Annotated in this window: 19 protein-coding genes; 15 read left to right on the top strand and 4 right to left on the bottom strand. The window is 58.0% G+C overall.

Going from position 1 to position 16,075, the window contains the following annotated elements:
* Positions 1-127 precede the first annotated feature (127 nt).
* The 14 genes from rpsM to ACEN2R_RS01800 all read left to right on the top strand — a co-directional run bounded on the left by rpsM (position 128) and on the right by ACEN2R_RS01800 (position 12,420).
* A complete protein-coding gene (gene rpsM / locus ACEN2R_RS01865) occupies positions 128-496 on the top strand; it encodes a 30S ribosomal protein S13 (protein ID WP_442038629.1) in 369 nt (122 codons plus the stop codon).
* Positions 497-511: 15 nt separating this feature from the next.
* Positions 512-901: a 30S ribosomal protein S11 gene (rpsK, locus tag ACEN2R_RS01860; protein WP_442038627.1), complete on the top strand. Its 390-nt coding sequence runs from the start codon at positions 512-514 to the stop codon at positions 899-901.
* Positions 902-1,014: 113 nt separating this feature from the next.
* Positions 1,015-2,031 carry a DNA-directed RNA polymerase subunit alpha gene (locus ACEN2R_RS01855; RefSeq protein ID WP_442038625.1) on the top strand — a complete coding sequence of 339 codons (1,017 nt, stop codon included), beginning with the start codon at positions 1,015-1,017 and terminating at the stop codon, positions 2,029-2,031.
* Positions 2,032-2,174: 143 nt separating this feature from the next.
* Entirely contained in the window at positions 2,175-2,600 is a 426-nt protein-coding gene (gene rplQ / locus ACEN2R_RS01850; protein WP_442038623.1) for a 50S ribosomal protein L17, read from the top strand.
* A 268-nt stretch (positions 2,601-2,868) separates the two neighbouring features.
* A complete protein-coding gene (locus ACEN2R_RS01845; protein ID WP_442038621.1) occupies positions 2,869-3,471 on the top strand; it encodes an autoinducer binding domain-containing protein in 603 nt (200 codons plus the stop codon).
* Between the two features lie 85 nt (positions 3,472-3,556).
* The gene (locus ACEN2R_RS01840) at positions 3,557-4,867 is read left to right on the top strand and encodes a replication-associated recombination protein A (RefSeq protein WP_442038619.1); all 1,311 of its coding nucleotides are present in this window, start codon (positions 3,557-3,559) and stop codon (positions 4,865-4,867) included.
* Positions 4,868-4,898: 31 nt separating this feature from the next.
* A complete protein-coding gene (gene crcB / locus ACEN2R_RS01835) occupies positions 4,899-5,276 on the top strand; it encodes a fluoride efflux transporter CrcB (RefSeq protein ID WP_442038617.1) in 378 nt (125 codons plus the stop codon).
* Positions 5,273-6,316 carry an RluA family pseudouridine synthase gene (locus ACEN2R_RS01830; protein WP_442038615.1) on the top strand — a complete coding sequence of 348 codons (1,044 nt, stop codon included), beginning with the start codon at positions 5,273-5,275 and terminating at the stop codon, positions 6,314-6,316. The genes crcB and ACEN2R_RS01830 overlap by 4 nt, the downstream gene beginning before the upstream one ends.
* A complete protein-coding gene (locus ACEN2R_RS01825) occupies positions 6,313-6,999 on the top strand; it encodes an HAD-IA family hydrolase (RefSeq protein ID WP_442038613.1) in 687 nt (228 codons plus the stop codon). Before ACEN2R_RS01830 ends, ACEN2R_RS01825 begins: the two co-directional genes overlap by 4 nt.
* The gene (locus ACEN2R_RS01820) at positions 6,999-7,715 is read left to right on the top strand and encodes an ATP12 family chaperone protein (RefSeq protein WP_442038611.1); all 717 of its coding nucleotides are present in this window, start codon (positions 6,999-7,001) and stop codon (positions 7,713-7,715) included. The genes ACEN2R_RS01825 and ACEN2R_RS01820 overlap by 1 nt, the downstream gene beginning before the upstream one ends.
* A gap of 221 nt (positions 7,716-7,936) precedes the next feature.
* Positions 7,937-8,956, top strand: a complete 1,020-nt coding sequence (locus ACEN2R_RS01815) for an amino acid ABC transporter substrate-binding protein (protein ID WP_442038609.1) — start codon at positions 7,937-7,939, stop codon at positions 8,954-8,956.
* Positions 8,957-9,085: 129 nt separating this feature from the next.
* Positions 9,086-10,300, top strand: coding sequence for an amino acid ABC transporter permease (locus tag ACEN2R_RS01810; RefSeq protein ID WP_442038607.1), 1,215 nt, complete (start codon positions 9,086-9,088; stop codon positions 10,298-10,300).
* Position 10,301: 1 nt separating this feature from the next.
* Complete coding sequence (locus tag ACEN2R_RS01805; RefSeq protein ID WP_442038605.1) at positions 10,302-11,618, top strand: amino acid ABC transporter permease; 1,317 nt, start codon at positions 10,302-10,304, stop codon at positions 11,616-11,618.
* 10 nt (positions 11,619-11,628) lie between these two features.
* Positions 11,629-12,420, top strand: a complete 792-nt coding sequence (locus ACEN2R_RS01800; protein WP_442038603.1) for an amino acid ABC transporter ATP-binding protein — start codon at positions 11,629-11,631, stop codon at positions 12,418-12,420.
* A 74-nt stretch (positions 12,421-12,494) separates the two neighbouring features.
* On the opposite strand, the gene ACEN2R_RS01795 is transcribed toward ACEN2R_RS01800, so the two are convergent.
* Genes ACEN2R_RS01795 through argB form a run of 3 tightly spaced genes read right to left on the bottom strand, consistent with a single transcriptional unit; the run spans position 12,495 to position 14,508 of the window.
* Positions 12,495-13,004 (bottom strand): SixA phosphatase family protein, encoded by a 510-nt coding sequence (locus ACEN2R_RS01795; protein WP_442038601.1) that lies wholly within the window; start codon positions 13,002-13,004, stop codon positions 12,495-12,497.
* Positions 13,001-13,654, bottom strand: coding sequence for a ferredoxin (locus tag ACEN2R_RS01790; RefSeq protein WP_442038599.1), 654 nt, complete (start codon positions 13,652-13,654; stop codon positions 13,001-13,003). The genes ACEN2R_RS01795 and ACEN2R_RS01790 overlap by 4 nt, the downstream gene beginning before the upstream one ends.
* A complete protein-coding gene (gene argB / locus ACEN2R_RS01785) occupies positions 13,654-14,508 on the bottom strand; it encodes an acetylglutamate kinase (protein WP_442038597.1) in 855 nt (284 codons plus the stop codon). Before argB ends, ACEN2R_RS01790 begins: the two co-directional genes overlap by 1 nt.
* Before the next feature lie 141 nt (positions 14,509-14,649).
* Between argB and ACEN2R_RS01780 the strand changes: the two genes are divergently transcribed.
* On the top strand, positions 14,650-15,393 hold the full coding sequence (locus ACEN2R_RS01780) for an SDR family NAD(P)-dependent oxidoreductase (RefSeq protein WP_442038595.1): 744 nt from the start codon (positions 14,650-14,652) through the stop codon (positions 15,391-15,393).
* A 15-nt stretch (positions 15,394-15,408) separates the two neighbouring features.
* On the opposite strand, the gene yihA is transcribed toward ACEN2R_RS01780, so the two are convergent.
* Positions 15,409-16,059, bottom strand: a complete 651-nt coding sequence (gene yihA, locus ACEN2R_RS01775) for a ribosome biogenesis GTP-binding protein YihA/YsxC (protein WP_442039463.1) — start codon at positions 16,057-16,059, stop codon at positions 15,409-15,411.
* Positions 16,060-16,075: the final 16 nt, after the last annotated feature.

Below are 16,075 nucleotides of genomic sequence, written 5' to 3'. Positions count from 1 at the left end.
TGTTCCTATGGAATATGCGCCGCAAGGCAAGATCAGTATTCAGCTGGGGGCCAACGCCATTTGCGTCGGTCTTCCGTTGTGAAAAAAGGTTCTGGAACGACGGAACCGCAACGAAAGGAAGTCCAACGTGGCACGTATAGCCGGCGTAAACATCCCGACCAACAAAAGGGTCGTGATCGCTCTCACTTATATCACCGGAATTGGGTCTACCTCTTCCAAAGCTATCTGCGAAGCAGTTGGCATCGACGACGTACGTCGGGTCAACGAATTGACGGATTCTGATGTTCTTGCGATCCGCGAGCACATCGACGCAAACTACACCGTAGAAGGTGACCTGCGTCGTGAAACGCAGATGAACATCAAGCGTTTGATGGATCTGGGCTGCTACCGCGGCCTGCGTCATCGTCGCAACCTCCCGGTGCGCGGTCAGCGTACCCACACCAACGCACGCACGCGCAAGGGCCCCGCAAAGGCCATTGCCGGCAAGAAGAAGTAAGGGGAGCGTTTAGACATGGCACGTGAAAAGACCCGTATTAAGCGCAAGGAACGTAAAAACATCGCCGCAGGTGTGGCGCATGTTAACTCGTCCTTCAACAACACCAAAATCCTGATCTCTGATGTGCAGGGCAACGCGATCGCATGGTCGTCTGCTGGCACATGTGGCTTCAAAGGGTCGCGGAAATCTACGCCTTATGCGGCGCAGATGGCTGCCGAAGACGCTGCGAAGAAGGCTCAGGAACATGGCCTGAAGACGATCGAAGTCGAAGTGCAAGGCCCCGGTTCAGGCCGTGAATCTGCACTGCGCGCTTTGGCTGCGGTTGGTTTGAACATCACATCTATTCGTGACGTTACGCCAATGGCACACAATGGCTGCCGCCCGCCGAAGCGTCGTCGGGTCTAATCCACTCATTTACTGCTCGGGTCCGTGCTTCCCGCACGGCCCGAGTTTGTCATTTAAACCTCGGGCGTTTCCGGCAGGGACATGGGCCAGGAACAAGAATGGAGGCGACACGCATGATCCATAAAAATTGGGCCGAATTGATTAAGCCGACGCAGTTGGTTGTTAAACCAGGCAACGAGCCTGCGCGGCAGGCAACCGTTATTGCCGAACCGCTGGAGCGCGGTTTTGGTCTGACGCTGGGCAACGCATTGCGCCGCGTCTTGATGTCCTCGCTGCAGGGTGCCGCGATTACGTCTGTTCAGATCGACAATGTTCTGCATGAGTTCTCCAGCGTCGCTGGCGTTCGTGAGGATGTCACCGACATCGTCCTGAACCTGAAAGGCGTCGCGATCCGTATGGAAGTCGAGGGGCCAAAGCGCCTGTCGATCTCTGCCAAGGGTCCGTCGGTTGTTACGGCTGGCGATATTTCCGAGTCGAGCGGCATCGAGGTTCTGAACAAGGACCACGTGATCTGCCACCTTGATGATGGTGCCGACCTGTTCATGGAATTGACTGTGAACACCGGTAAAGGCTATGTGGCCGCTGATAAAAACCGTCCGGAAGATGCGCCCATCGGTCTGATGCCGATCGATGCGATCTACTCGCCGGTCAAGAAGGTGTCCTACGATGTTCAGCCGACCCGCGAAGGTCAGGTTCTTGACTACGACAGGCTGACGCTGAAACTGGAAACCGACGGTTCGATCACCCCGGATGATGCCGTGGCTTATGCTGCGCGTATCTTGCAGGATCAGCTGTCGATCTTCGTGAACTTCGACGAGCCGGAATCGGCAAGCCGCCAGGACGACGAAGACGGTCTGGAGTTCAATCCACTTCTGCTGAAGAAAGTGGACGAACTGGAACTGTCTGTGCGTTCGGCGAACTGCCTGAAGAACGACAACATCGTCTATATCGGCGATTTGATCCAGAAAACCGAAGCAGAAATGCTGCGGACGCCAAACTTTGGCCGCAAGTCTTTGAACGAAATCAAGGAAGTGCTGTCGGGCATGGGTCTGCACCTTGGCATGGACGTCGAGGATTGGCCGCCGGACAATATCGAAGATCTGGCTAAGAAGTTCGAAGACCAGTTCTAAGTTGACGAATACGGGGGCTGTGGGTTACACGGCCCCCGAAAATGCCCGCTTATGCGGGGAAAGCCCGGGCATGGTGCCCCAAGGAGAGCGGCGCACACGTAGCGCACGCCAGACAAAGTAAAACAAGACCAAGGAGAAAACTCATGCGTCACGCACGGGGCTACCGCCGCTTGAACCGCACCCACGAACACCGCAAGGCAATGTTTGCCAACATGGCGGGTTCGCTGATCGAACACGAGCAGATCAAGACAACTCTGCCGAAAGCCAAGGAATTGAAGCCGATCATCGAAAAGATGATCACGCTTGCAAAACGCGGCGATCTTCATGCGCGCCGTCAGGCGGCTGCGCGCCTCAAGCAGGACGCATATGTTGCGAAACTGTTCGAAATTCTTGGCCCACGTTACAAAGAGCGTCAGGGCGGATATGTTCGCGTTCTGAAGGCCGGTTTCCGTTATGGCGACATGGCTCCGATGGCGATCATCGAATTTGTGGACCGCGACATGACTGCCAAGGGCGCTGCCGATAAGGCCCGCGTTCTTGCAGAGGACATGCTGGCCGGCGAAGAATAAGATTTCAGACACCGTCTGTCATATTTGAACCCCGTCAAGTTGGCGGGGTTCTTTTTTTGTCCGTACCCCATGGTTTGGCCGAACACCGAACATAGGGCCAGCGCACGCCATCTGGCGGCCATGTCACGCCTGTCATTGCGACTCTTTTTCCGTTTTATTAGGATCGCGCCTGTAGCGTCACAATTAGGGCGCGTTTGAGAGTGACAAAGGGGCGCAATTCAAGGTTGATGGAGTCAGGTGTCGCTTGTCTAAAAAAGATATATCACAAATGCGCCCTATTGCTGAATTGTTGAACGAACTCGGGCAGATGGCACCGATGGGCTACACTGCTGGCTTGCACATCCGATTCGCGACGCCGCTGTTCTATCGCAGCACATATCCCGATGCCTGGGTGATGCATTACAATAACAACGCATATTACCTTCGCGATCCGTTGGTGTTTTGGGGCTTTGGCCGGACAGGTGCCTGCCGGTGGAGCGAGATACCGTTTCCCGACCCGTTCAACGTCTTTGGCGAGGCAGCCGGATACGGTTTGATCTATGGCGCCGTCGCCTCCCACGGCCCCATTCTTTCGCGCTCTATCATCGGCATTAGCCGATCGGATCGCGAATTCACGGATGACGAGTTAGAGGCGCTGTTGGACCTGACTGTGCGCCTTCACATTGAGGCCAAACCGCCGGTGGATTTGACGCAAGCGCAAATCGAGGCCCTTCAATGCCTGGCGAATGGCGACCGGCATACCGCAGCGGCCGCAAAGTTGGGCATCTCAGAAAGCGCACTGAAGGCGCGGTTGAAATCGGCCCGCATACGGCTTGGCGCGCGCACATCGGCAGAGGCGCTTAGAAAGGCGCGGGAATTCAGGCTGTTGTAAATCTTTCCGCAGGATGTTGCCGTGGCGTCCGGCACCACAACTGATTTCGCTTTTATGTGACCGGCTCGGGCAATAGGTTCCGGTCATGGCTGACCTTTTCGACTCTGCAGATTCTGCACGCCCCGACACCGGCCCGCGGCCGCTGGCCGACCGACTGCGGCCCAAGGTTTTGGAAGAGGTGATCGGGCAGGAACAGGTGCTGGGACCGGATGCGCCCTTGGGCATCATGCTGGCCTCTGGCAGTTTGTCGTCGTTGGTTCTGTGGGGGCCGCCGGGTGTGGGGAAAACCACGATTGCCCGCCTGCTTGCGGCCGAGACAGATCTGCATTTCGTGCAAATATCGGCGATCTTTACGGGCGTGCCGGACCTTAAGAAGGTGTTTGAGACGGCAAAACTACGCCGCAGAACGGGGCAGGGCACCTTGTTGTTCGTGGACGAGATCCACCGTTTCAACAAGGCGCAGCAGGACGGTTTCCTGCCTTATATGGAGGACGGCACGATCCTGTTGGTGGGGGCCACCACCGAAAATCCGAGTTTCGAGTTGAACGCTGCGCTATTGTCGCGGGCGCAGGTGCTTGTGCTGACGCGCCTGACGCCAACGGATCTGGAGCGGCTGGTTCAGCGGGCAGAGAAGGAACTGGGCCGGACCCTGCCGCTGACTGGCTCTGCGCGCGAGGCGCTCGTTGAAATGGCCGATGGCGACGGGCGTGCGGTTTTGAACTTGATCGAACAGGTGGCGGCGTGGAAACCGCAGGGTAAGCTGGACACCGATGCGCTTTCCGCCCGTCTGATGAAGCGGGCTGCTAAATACGACAAATCCGGCGACGAGCATTACAACCTGATTTCGGCGCTGCATAAGTCAGTGCGCGGGTCAGACCCCGATGCGGCGCTTTACTGGTTCGCACGGATGCTGACCGGCGGTGAGGATCCGCGTTATCTGGCACGGCGGATCACGCGGATGGCGGTCGAGGATATCGGCCTTGCCGACACCAATGCGCACCGCGTGTGTCTGGACGCATGGGAAACCTACGAGCGGCTTGGCAGCCCCGAGGGGGAGCTGGCGTTGGCGCAGGCGGTGACTTATCTGGCGTTGGCGCCAAAATCCAACGCGGCCTATGTCGCCTTTAAATCCGCAATGGCCGCCGCGCGGCAAACCGGATCGGAACCACCGCCGCGCCACATCATGAATGCGCCGACGAAGATGATGAAGGATCAGGGGTTCGGCGCGGGCTATGCCTATGACCACGACGCCGAGGACGGGTTCTCGGGGCAGAACTATTTCCCCGAGACGATGAAGCGCGGCGTTTACTATATTCCGGTTGAACGCGGCTATGAAAGAGAGCTGAAAAAGCGTCTGGATTGGTTCGCAAAGCTACGCGACAAGCGCAACGGTTGACTTTAGGCGCTGCTCGGACGACAGAGACGCCATGATTCAAACCCTCATTCAGGTCGCCCTTGGCGGTGCAATTGGCGCGTCTCTGCGCTATATAACAAACATGGCCGCTTTGCGCGTCATGGGAACGGCTTTCCCGTGGGGGACGTTGGCCGTCAATGTTGCCGGATCGTTCGCGATGGGCGTGCTGTTTGTTGTGCTGAGCGCCAAAGACGCGACGCGGCTTTCGCCGTTGCTGCTGACCGGCGTTCTTGGTGGGTTTACTACGTTTTCGGCCTTTTCCCTTGATGCGATCGCGCTGATCGAAAAGGGCAGGCTGGCAACGGCGGGTTTATATGTGGCGGGGTCCGTTGGGCTGTCGCTGTTCGCAATTATCGTCGGCATAGCGCTGGCGCGGGGGATCTGGGCATGAGTGCTGCAATGTTGATCGAGGTCGGGCCGGACGAAGCGGATCAAAGGCTTGACCGCTGGTTTCGCCGCCGGTTTCCGCATGTGGCGCAGGGGCGCATCGAAAAGATGTGCCGCAAGGGCGACATTCGTGTGGACGGGGGGCGGGTCAAGGCGTCTTCCCATGTGACGCCCGGCCAGACGGTGCGTATTCCGCCCCTGGGCGAAGAGGACAAACGCCCCGCACCGCTGCCAACCAGCGTGTCAAGGGCCGACGCCGAGATGATCCAGTCCTGCGTGATCTATAAGGACGCCCATATCATCGTGCTGAACAAACCCGCAGGCCTGCCCTGTCAGGGTGGCAGCAAACAGGTGCGCCACATCGACGGCATGGCCGAGGCGCTGACATTCGGCGAGATCGACAAACCGCGTCTGGTGCACCGTTTGGACAAGGATACATCCGGCGTTCTGATTATGGCGCGCACGCAGCGGGTCGCCAGCGCGCTGACCGCCGCGTTCCGGCACCGCGAGACACGCAAGATTTACTGGGCTGCCGTTGCCGGCGTGCCGCATCCCAAAATGGGAACGATCAAATACGGTCTGATCAAGGCCCCGGGCCACGGGGCGCAGGGCGAGGCGGAAAAGATGCTGTGCATCCATCCGCGTGACGTGGACACGACCGAAGGTGCAAAGCGCGCCACGACCGATTACGCCACGCTGTCGGCGCTGGGGTCGCGCACCGCGTGGATGGCGCTTGTGCCGATCACTGGCCGCACCCACCAGTTGCGGGCGCATATGGCCGAGATGGGGCACCCGATCATCGGTGACGGGAAATACGGTGGTTCGGGTCAGGAAAACCTTGGCGATGGCTGGGGCGCGCAACTGGGTGGAGAGATCAGCCGCAAGCTGCACCTGCATTCGCGGTCTTTGACGTTGAAGCATCCCGTGACCGGCGCGATGCTGACTATAACGGCCCCCCTTCCGCCGCACATGCAGCGCACGTGGGATACCTTTGGCTGGCACCCGAATGACGTTCTGGCAGACCCGTTCGAGGGTCTGCGATGACGGCGCCCTTGCGGCTGGTCATCTTTGATGTCGACGGCACCCTTGTTGACAGCCAGGTCCATATCCTCGGGGCGATGCGCAATGCGTTCGGGCATGCAAACCAACCTGTTCCGACCGCAGCAGAGATTCTGGGAATTGTCGGGCTCAGCTTGCCGGAGGCGATGTTCAAGCTTGCGCCGCATCTTGATCTTGCCACGCGCGAGATGCTGGTCGAGGGCTACAAGCAAACCTACATGTCGACCCGCGATCATGCCGGAGAGCAGACAACATCGCCGCTATACCCCGGTGTCCGCGACGTGCTGGACCATCTGGCCGGCCGTTCGGATGTCGTGCTTGGCGTTGCGACGGGCAAATCCCGCCGTGGGCTTGACCGGCTACTGGAAGCCCATGATCTGGCGCGAATGTTCGTGACACAGCAGGTTGCCGACGACCATCCATCGAAACCGCATCCATCGATGGTGCAGTCGGCACTGGCCGAGGCAGGTGTCGGGGCGGAGCATGCCGTGATGATCGGTGACACCAGTTATGACATGGAAATGGGGACCGCCGCAGGGGTTCTGACCATCGGCGTCACCTGGGGCTATCACGCGCCGGATGTGTTGAACCGCGCCGGAGCGGGCCAGTTGATTCATGCCGCGCAAGATCTTCCCGCCGCGATGCTGAACCTTTGGGGAAAGAACTGATGGCCGAATGGACGCAAAAGCGGTTCTGGACCAAAGCAACCGCAGCTGAGGCCGAGGGCGGGTTCGAGGTTCTGTTGGACGAGCGCCCGCTGCGCACCCCTTTGAAGGCGCCATTGGTGGTGCCCACGCTTGCCCTTGCGCAGGCGGTCGCGACCGAGTGGGACGCGCAGGTCGAGGTTGTGAAACCTTTGACAATGCCGTTCACGCGATCTGCCAATGCCGCGATCGACAAGGTCAGCCCCCAGCATGCCGAAGTCGCCGAACTGGTGGCCGAGTATGGCGGATCGGACCTGATTTGCTACCGCGCCGAAGGGCCGGATGTTCTGGTTGCGCGGCAGGCAGAGCATTGGGACCCGCTGTTGGATTGGGCCGGAAGCGCGCTTGGCGCACCCTTGTTTTCCGTTGTCGGCGTGATGCATGTTGCGCAGTCGGAAAATAGTCTTTCCGTCCTGAAACAGTATGTTTCCGCGATGACGCCGTTCGAACTGGTGGCGTTTCACGACCTTGTGAGTCTGTCCGGATCACTGATCATCGGCCTTGCCGCGACCCGAAATCTGATGCCTGCGGACACGCTTTGGCAGATTTCCAAGGTCGATGAGACATGGCAGGCTGAACAATGGGGACATGACGAAGAAGCCGAAGAATTGGCAGAAACCAAACGTTTGGCATTCTTTCACGCACAAAAGTTTTTCAAACTGGTTGAAAAAACGGCGTAGATGCACATTCCTGTCGTTTGGGTGGGCGCGACGTAGGGTCACCTTCTGCGACAAGAGGCATAATCTTTCCCGACGGACTTGACCTATTCACCCTAATTCGCACAAAATGTGCGATGCCGAGGGAGGCCACTTCTCCTGAAGCATGGGTTGACTAAACGACCGGGCGTGTGATGCCCGGCTAAACCACCTGAGAACAGGTGGGCCACCAGGATGAGGTAAAAATGAAAAAATCTGTATTTTTTGGCGCGCTGACCGTTGCTGGTCTGGCCGCCGGTGTTGCACATGCTGCGACTCTGGACGACGTGAAGGCCCGTGGCTCTTTGAACTGCGGCGTTACGACCGGTCTTGCCGGCTTTGCTGCACCTGACGCGAACGGCAACTGGGAAGGCTTCGATGTTGCTGTGTGTCGTGCTGTTGCTGCTGCGATTTTTGGCGATGGGACCAAAGTGAACTTCGTGCCGACCACAGGTCAAACCCGCTTTACCGCTCTTGCCTCCGGCGAGATCGATGTGCTGGCTCGCAACACGACCTGGACTTTCTCGCGCGACACCGATCTGAAGTTCGATTTTGTCGGTGTAAACTACTATGACGGTCAGGGCTTTATCGTTCCAAAGGCACTGGGTGTGTCTTCGGCCAAGGATCTGGACGGCGCGACTGTTTGTATCCAGACCGGCACCACAACCGAGCTGAACCTTGCGGACTTCTTCCGTATCAATAACATCAGCTACGAGCCGGTTCCGATCGAAACCAACGCGGAAGGCCAGCAGCAGTATCTTGCTGGCGCCTGCGATGCGTACACTACCGACGCATCCGGTCTGGCTGCGACGCGCGCGACGTTCGAAGCGCCCGCCGATCACATCATTCTGCCCGAGATCATCTCGAAAGAGCCGCTCGGTCCGCTTGTTCGTCATGGCGACAACGCTTGGGGCGATATCGTGATGTGGACAATGAACGCGCTGATCGCAGCAGAAGAGCTGGGCGTGACATCTGCCAATATCGCAGAAATGTCTGCAGCACCTGGCACAAACCCTGAAATCAACCGCCTTCTGGGTACCGAAGGTGAACTGGGCGCGATGATTGGTCTGTCCAACGATTGGGCCAAGAACGCGATCATGGCATCTGGTAACTACGGCGAGATCTTCGAGAAGAACATCGGCGAGACAACTCCGATCGGTCTGGCGCGTGGTTTGAACGCACAGTGGACCAATGGCGGTCTGCTTTACACTCCTCCTTTCCGCTAGGTCGGACGGGGAAAGGGGCGCGGTTCAGTCCGCGCCCCTTTTTTAGATTTCTACAAATAAAATGACCTGCGGCAGCAAAAGGCGATGCCTTTTTAGACCGATAGGCAAAACCAGCACGGGGAACTTCAGATGACCGATGTGTCAGATCCGCCGAAGGAAACGTTCCGCCTAAGCCAGTTGATTTATGACACACGATATCGGTCAATGACCATCCAAGTGGTGGCTTTGATCCTTATTGTCGCGTCGTTCTACTGGCTTATCTCGAACACGGTGGCCAACCTTTCCGCACTTGGCAAAGACTTCAACTTTGGCTTTTTGGGCCAAAGAGCCAACTATGACATCAACCAGATGTTGATCGAATATTCGAATGCATCGACGCATGGCCGCGCGGCTCTGGTCGGCATTCTCAACACGCTGCTTGTCGCGTTTCTTGGTTGCGTGCTTGCGACGATGATCGGTGTGACCGCAGGCGTTCTGCGCCTGTCGAAGAACTGGGTTATCGCCCGTTTGATGACGGTCTATGTCGAAGGCTTCCGCAACGTGCCCCTGCTGCTTTGGATTCTGGTGATCTTCGCCGTGATGACAGAGGCAACGCCGCAGCCACGCGACTTTCGCGCAGGTGGGTCGGCCTCTATGATTCTGGGCGATACCGTGGCGATCACGAACCGGGGCATCTTTATTCCGATGCCGGTTTGGGGTGCCGGGTCTATCGCGCTGGTCTCGGTTTTTGTGCTGTCCCTGATCGGAATATTTCTGTTCCGCCGCATGGCGCGCAAGAAGCAAGAGGCGACCGGCCAGATCCTTCCGGTTTTCCGGGTCAGTCTGGCGATTTTCATTATCCCGACGGTTCTTGCCTATTTCGTGCTCGGGCGTCCGGTGTCGCTGACCTATCCAGAACTTGGCGGCTTCAACTTTGTCGGCGGTTTGCAAATCCGGAACTCTTTGATTGCTCTTTGGATCGCGCTGTCGCTTTACACGGGTGCCTTCATCGCCGAGGTCGTGCGTTCCGGTATCATGTCCGTGTCCAAAGGTCAGACAGAGGCGGCGTTTGCCTTGGGTCTGCGTCCCAAACGGACGATGAAGCTGGTGATCCTGCCGCAAGCGTTGCGGGTGATCATCCCGCCCCTGATTTCGCAGTACCTTAACCTGACCAAGAACTCTTCGCTGGCGATTGCCGTCGGGTATATGGACGTTCGCGCGACTTTGGGCGGAATCACCATCAACCAGACCGGACGAGAGCTGGAAGGGATTCTGTTGATGGCGGCGTTCTATCTGGCGCTTAGTCTGATCATCTCGGGGGTTATGAACATGTATAATACCTCGATCAAGCTGAAGGAGCGTTGAGATGAGCGAGACACACGCCTCTACCGTTTCTTATGTGCGGGACGCCATGTTGCCCCAGGCGGCCCCTCCCGTGGGGGAAACCGGCGCAATCAGGTGGGTGCGGGAAAACCTGTTTCCGACATGGTTGAATGCGATCCTGACGGTCGTCTCCTTGCTGGCTGTCTATTGGGTGCTCAGCCATATCCTGCCATGGTTTCTGAACGGAATCTGGACCGCAAAGTCCCTGACCGAATGTCGCCAGATCCGCGATGCGACCTTGGGGCCGGATGCCTCTGCCGCGTGCTTTGCGGTTATTTCCGATCGTTGGCAGCAGTTGCTGTTTGGATTTTATCCGAACCATCTGTATTGGCGCCCTGTTCTGGCGCTGGTTCTGTTTCTGGTGGCCGTCGCACCGATCCTGTTCAGTGGCTTGCCCCGCAAGATGCTGATGGTATCGGCGGTGGTTCCATTCGCTATGCTGTGGCTTCTGTGGGGTGGGTCGATCTGGGGCGTTCTCTCCGTCGCGGCGGGCTTCGGTCTTGGATACCTTGGCTTTGCACTGGGCTCCAAATATCTGGGCGCTCTTGTCGGGGCGTTGGCCGCGATCCTTGTGCCGGTGTTCTGGTGGATCTTCGCGGCCTCGGCTGCGGCGCAGATCATGCAGGGCATCGTGCCGATCTCGATCGAGGCTGTAAGTTCGAAGGATTTCGGTGGCTTCATGCTGTCGTTTATCATCGGAGTCAGCGGGATCATCCTGTCGCTGCCTTTGGGTGTTCTTTTGGCGCTGGCGCGTCAGTCGGATTTGTTGATCATCAACAAGACCGCCGTGACCTTTATAGAGGTCATCCGCGGCGTTCCCCTGATTGTCTGGCTGATCACTGCATCGCTTTTGCTGAACTACTTCCTGCCACCCAATGCCAACCTTGATCTGCTGTTGCGTGTGATCATCATGGTGACGCTGTTTGCCTCGGCCTATATGGCCGAAGTGATCCGCGGTGGTCTGGCGGCGGTTCCACGTGGGCAGTACGAGGCGGCCGATGCGCTGGGGCTGGATTACTGGAAATCCATGCGCCTGATCATCCTGCCACAGGCGATGAAAATCTCGATTCCAGGGATCGTGAACACCTTTATCGGCTTGTTCAAGGACACCACGCTGGTGGTCTTTATCGGTCTGTTCGATCCTATCGGTCTGGCAAGCGCTATTCGTGCCAGCACGGATTGGAACGGCATCTATTGGGAATTGTTCATCTTTATCGGATTGCTGTTCTTCGTATGCTGCTTCTCGATGTCCCGTTATTCAATCTTTCTGGAGCGCAAGCTTCAGACTGGCCATACATAAGGAGTTCACCATGTCTGAACTTGCAGTCGACCGTGAAATCAACCGCTCACATATGTCCGTCTCGGACGAGGTGGCGATTGAAATCAGCAATATGAACAAATGGTACGGCACCTTCCATGTGCTGCGGGACATCAACCTGACGGTGAACCGTGGCGAACGGATCGTGATCTGCGGGCCTTCCGGGTCCGGTAAATCCACCCTGATCCGGTGCATCAACCGTCTGGAAGAGCACCAGAAGGGCCGCATCATTGTCGACGGGACCGAATTGTCATCGGACCTGAAAAACATCGATAAAATCCGATCAGAGGTTGGCATGTGCTTTCAGCACTTCAACTTGTTCCCGCATCTGACGATCCTTGAAAATTGCACGCTGGCGCCGATCTGGGTTCGCAAAACACCCAAGAAAGAAGCCGAAGAAATCGCGATGCATTTTCTTGAAAAGGTGAAGATCCCCGAGCAGGCCAACAAGTATCCCGGCCAGTTGTCCGGTGGTCAGCAACAGCGCGTGGCGATTGCACGGTCCTTGTGCATGAAGCCGCGGATCATGTTGTTCGACGAACCGACCTCGGCGCTTGACCCCGAGATGATCAAAGAGGTTCTGGACACCATGATCGAGCTGGCGGAAGAGGGCATGACCATGTTGTGCGTCACGCACGAGATGGGATTTGCCCAAGCCGTCGCGAACCGCGTCATCTTTATGGATCAGGGCCAGATTGTAGAGCAGAATGAACCGAAAGAGTTCTTCAACAACCCGCAATCAGACCGGACAAAGCTGTTCCTCAGCCAGATTCTGGGTCACTAGGGTTTAGCGCTGCGACCGATACAAAAACGCCCCGAAGGTAACTTCGGGGCGTTTTGCATTCAACGGAATGGCGGTCAAGCAACGCCCAGATCGTCGGGTGTCACGAAATCCAGCGTTTGGCCCGTCCCGTATTTTACCTCTGACCAATCGTTCAGGTCGAATTCCAGAACCAAAGTCGCGGCGGTCGGGAAATGGCTGAACACCGGACCAAGCGGCGGATCCGCTGCGATCATTTCCGCGAAACTGGCGATGCCGGGGTTGTGGCCGATCATCATCACCGTCTTTGTCCCGGCCTTTTGTAGCACGGCCAACAGAACATCCGCGCTGGCGTTATACATGTTGTCGTTATACGTGACCTTGGCTTTTCCGGTCAAAGCGGGCGCAACGCCGTCCCAGGTCTCCTTTGTCCGCGTCGCGGAAGAGCACAGAACCTCGGTCGGGGTATAGTTGCGCGAGGCGAGCCAGTCGCCCAGTTCTTTCGCCGCGAATATTCCGCGTGTGTTAAGCGGGCGGGTCTTGTCGTCTTGTGCGGGGCTATCCCAGCTGGATTTAGCGTGGCGGGTCAGGATCAGGCGATGGGTCATGTGTGAAAAAGCCTCATGTGATAGGCAGAGTGTTCTGGCAGTCTTGCATAGTCTTTTGACGCTGGACAGGCCCTGCGTGCAGCACACCCCGATAACATGCAATCGGACCCTTTGGCACTGTCGAGATGTGCATGGCACGCGTCGAGGTCATACCCCGCGTTGTCAAAAGCGACCGCAGGGCAGGCGGTCTGGCAAGGTTTATCAGCGCAGCTGTCGCAGGGGCATGCCGGCGTTGCTGGCAGTTCTATGTGCCCGGTCAGGGCGATTGCGCCGCGATAGGACACCAGCAAACCGGCCGCATCATGCACCAATAGCTGAATGGGGGATGGCCATGCGCGGCCAGATCGTATCGCCCAGCGGTAAAACGGTAAATGGGGCGGGCCGCCAAAGGGAAACACCGCCTTGCCGCCCAGACTGCCAGCCAGTTCGCCAATGGTGCGGCGGGACCACCGATCAACCGGATCGGCACGCCCATCGATATATTCATCGCTTTGCGTGAAATGCGACCAAAAGCCCGGCTCTGACGGGCCAAGCAGGAAAAGCGTTTTTGTGCCTTGCGGCGCCTTATCCCCGGATCTCGGGTGGAACGCCCCGAAGATGTCCAGATGCCGCGCTCTGGCAAGATCCGAAAGCGCGGCATAGGACGGCATCAGGCCAGTTCGGCGCGGATCAGGCTACCTGCACCGTGATCTGTATAAAGCTCCAGCAGGCAGGCATTCGGGGCGCGCCCGTCAAGAATGACCACGGCGCGCACTCCGGCCTCGATCGCGGCCAGCGCCGTTTCGGTCTTGGGGATCATGCCACCGGCAATGACGCCATCGCGGATCATTGTATGGATATGCTCGGGCGTCATCTGCGTGACCACATTGCCCTCGGCATCTTTCACACCGGCGACATCCGTCAACAGAAGCAGGCGATCAGCCTTTAACGCACCCGCAATCGCGCCCGCGCAAGTATCACCGTTGACGTTATAGGTCTCGCCGTCGCGGCCCATACCAAGCGGCGCAATCACCGGAATGGCACCTGCGGCGTGCAGATCGCGCAGAATCGTCGGGTCCATCTGCGCGGGGGTGCCGACAAAGCCCAGATCGGGATTGGTCTGATCGCAGATCATCAGGTTGGCATCCTTGCCGGACACGCCGACCGCCTTGCCGCCCTGATCGCTGATCGCCTGAACGATTCGGTTGTTCACCTTGCCCGACAGAACCATTTCCACGACGTCCATCGTGGCCGCGTCGGTCACGCGCTTGCCGTTCACAAACTCGGATTTGATGCCCAGCTTGGCCAGCATTTCGTTGATCATCGGGCCGCCACCATGAACGATCACCGGGTTCACTCCGACCTGCTGCATCAGCACAACGTCGCGCGCAAAGCTGTCCATCGCTTCGTCGCTGCCCATGGCGTGGCCACCCAACTTGATGACAACGGTCGCCCCCTTGTAGCGCTGCAAATAGGGCAGCGCGGCTGAGAGGGTTTTGGCGGTAGCTATCCAATCTCGATTCATGACGTCCTGTTTTCTCATCATAACATCCTTTGTTCATCTCTTTGGTAGCCGCTTGGTCACGCGATTCCAAGTGGTCCGCGCAGTTGCATTGCGTTTCGTGCAGGGCTTGCTAGGGTCGCGGCGAACACCGGAGAAGAAGTCATGGCGCGCGACGATCGACAAAGAACGATGATTCTGACTGGGGCAAGCCGGGGAATCGGACATGCAACTGTGCAGCGGTTCAACCGCGAAGGGTGGCGCGTCATTACATGTTCGCGGCATCCGTTTCCGTCCGCATGCCCATGGGGTGGCGGCGAGGATAATCACGTTCAGATCGACCTGGCCGACCCGAACAAGACCATCGCCGGAATAGAGGTTCTTCGGGCCAAGCTGGGCGGGCGACTGGACGCGTTGGTCAACAATGCGGGCATCTCTCCGAAAGCCGGGGATGGCGGGCGGCTTTCCACTCTCGACACTGATCTGCGGGCCTGGGGCCATGTGTTTCACGTCAACTTCTTTGCTTCGGTGATTCTGGCGCGCGGCCTGAAGGACGAACTGGCTACGGCCAAAGGGGCTGTCGTCAATGTCACGTCGATCGCGGGCAGCCGTGTGCACCCCTTTGCCGGCGCAGCCTATGCAACGTCAAAGGCGGCGCTCAAGGCGTTGACGCGCGAGATGGCGCATGACTTTGGCCCCTTGGGCGTGCGGGTCAACGCCATCGCACCCGGAGAGGTCGAGACCTCTATCCTTTCGCCTGGCACCGATAAGATTGTCGAAAAGTTGCCGTTGCGTCGGTTGGGGCAACCGGATGAAGTGGCAAGCGTCATCTATTTTCTGTGCTCGGACGAAAGCAGTTACGTCTCTGGCACCGAGATAGAGGTGAACGGCGGGCAGCACGTCGGCTGATCCCGCCGTCCGCGATTATTCCAGCGTTGCGATCGTCGCACGCAGGGTGGGCAGGCCGTCACCTTTTTCCGACGAGGTCAGAATGACCTCGTTGAAGGCGGCTGGATGCTTCTTCATCGCCCCGAAAACCTGTTCGACAATGGCCGCGCGGTCGATTTCCTTGACCTTGTCAGCCTTTGTCATGACCACTTGGAACGTTACGGCAGATCGGTCCAGCAGGGTCATGATTTCCTCGTCAACGGGTTTTACGCCGTGGCGGGTATCAATCAACACAAAGGCGCGGCGCAGGGTTTGGCGCCCCGATAGATAGTTTTTCAGCAGACGCTGCCATTTCTCAACGACGGCAAGCGGCGCATTGGCGAAGCCATAACCGGGCAAGTCGACCAGATAATGCTGTTCAGATAGGGTGAAATAGTTGATTTCCTGCGTCCGACCGGGGGTGTTGGATGCCCGCGCAAGCCCCTTGCGCCCGGTCAACGCGTTGATCAATGATGACTTCCCGACGTTCGAACGACCGGCAAAGCAAACCTCCATCCGGTCGGCGGGCGGCAGGCCGTCCATTGCAACGACCCCCTTCAGAAATTCGGTGTTGCCGGCAAACAGCTTCCGGCCGAATTCCGCTGTCACGGCGTCAGGCTCTTCGGCCAGGGTAAATCGCATATCCATCATCGTATCTCTATTC

It is taken from the genome of Pseudogemmobacter sp. W21_MBD1_M6 (assembly GCF_052119585.1).
Taxonomy (GTDB): domain Bacteria; phylum Pseudomonadota; class Alphaproteobacteria; order Rhodobacterales; family Rhodobacteraceae; genus JBGQOJ01.
Note: the sequence above shows the minus strand (reverse complement) of the source record. Positions and strands in the feature narration are given on the sequence as shown.

Coding starts and splice junctions, on each gene's coding strand:
- rpsK (WP_442038627.1), top strand. CDS start 512: ATGGCACGTGAAAAGACCCGTATTAAGCGCAAGGAACGTAAAAACATC.
- ACEN2R_RS01805 (WP_442038605.1), top strand. CDS start 10,302: ATGAGCGAGACACACGCCTCTACCGTTTCTTATGTGCGGGACGCCATG.
- ACEN2R_RS01845 (WP_442038621.1), top strand. CDS start 2,869: ATGCGCCCTATTGCTGAATTGTTGAACGAACTCGGGCAGATGGCACCG.
- ACEN2R_RS01810 (WP_442038607.1), top strand. CDS start 9,086: ATGACCGATGTGTCAGATCCGCCGAAGGAAACGTTCCGCCTAAGCCAG.
- ACEN2R_RS01800 (WP_442038603.1), top strand. CDS start 11,629: ATGTCTGAACTTGCAGTCGACCGTGAAATCAACCGCTCACATATGTCC.
- rplQ (WP_442038623.1), top strand. CDS start 2,175: ATGCGTCACGCACGGGGCTACCGCCGCTTGAACCGCACCCACGAACAC.
- argB (WP_442038597.1), bottom strand. CDS start 14,508: ATGAATCGAGATTGGATAGCTACCGCCAAAACCCTCTCAGCCGCGCTG.
- ACEN2R_RS01795 (WP_442038601.1), bottom strand. CDS start 13,004: ATGACCCATCGCCTGATCCTGACCCGCCACGCTAAATCCAGCTGGGAT.
- yihA (WP_442039463.1), bottom strand. CDS start 16,059: ATGGATATGCGATTTACCCTGGCCGAAGAGCCTGACGCCGTGACAGCG.
- ACEN2R_RS01825 (WP_442038613.1), top strand. CDS start 6,313: ATGACGGCGCCCTTGCGGCTGGTCATCTTTGATGTCGACGGCACCCTT.
- ACEN2R_RS01815 (WP_442038609.1), top strand. CDS start 7,937: ATGAAAAAATCTGTATTTTTTGGCGCGCTGACCGTTGCTGGTCTGGCC.
- ACEN2R_RS01855 (WP_442038625.1), top strand. CDS start 1,015: ATGATCCATAAAAATTGGGCCGAATTGATTAAGCCGACGCAGTTGGTT.
- ACEN2R_RS01780 (WP_442038595.1), top strand. CDS start 14,650: ATGGCGCGCGACGATCGACAAAGAACGATGATTCTGACTGGGGCAAGC.
- ACEN2R_RS01840 (WP_442038619.1), top strand. CDS start 3,557: ATGGCTGACCTTTTCGACTCTGCAGATTCTGCACGCCCCGACACCGGC.
- crcB (WP_442038617.1), top strand. CDS start 4,899: ATGATTCAAACCCTCATTCAGGTCGCCCTTGGCGGTGCAATTGGCGCG.
- ACEN2R_RS01830 (WP_442038615.1), top strand. CDS start 5,273: ATGAGTGCTGCAATGTTGATCGAGGTCGGGCCGGACGAAGCGGATCAA.
- ACEN2R_RS01790 (WP_442038599.1), bottom strand. CDS start 13,654: ATGCCGTCCTATGCCGCGCTTTCGGATCTTGCCAGAGCGCGGCATCTG.
- ACEN2R_RS01820 (WP_442038611.1), top strand. CDS start 6,999: ATGGCCGAATGGACGCAAAAGCGGTTCTGGACCAAAGCAACCGCAGCT.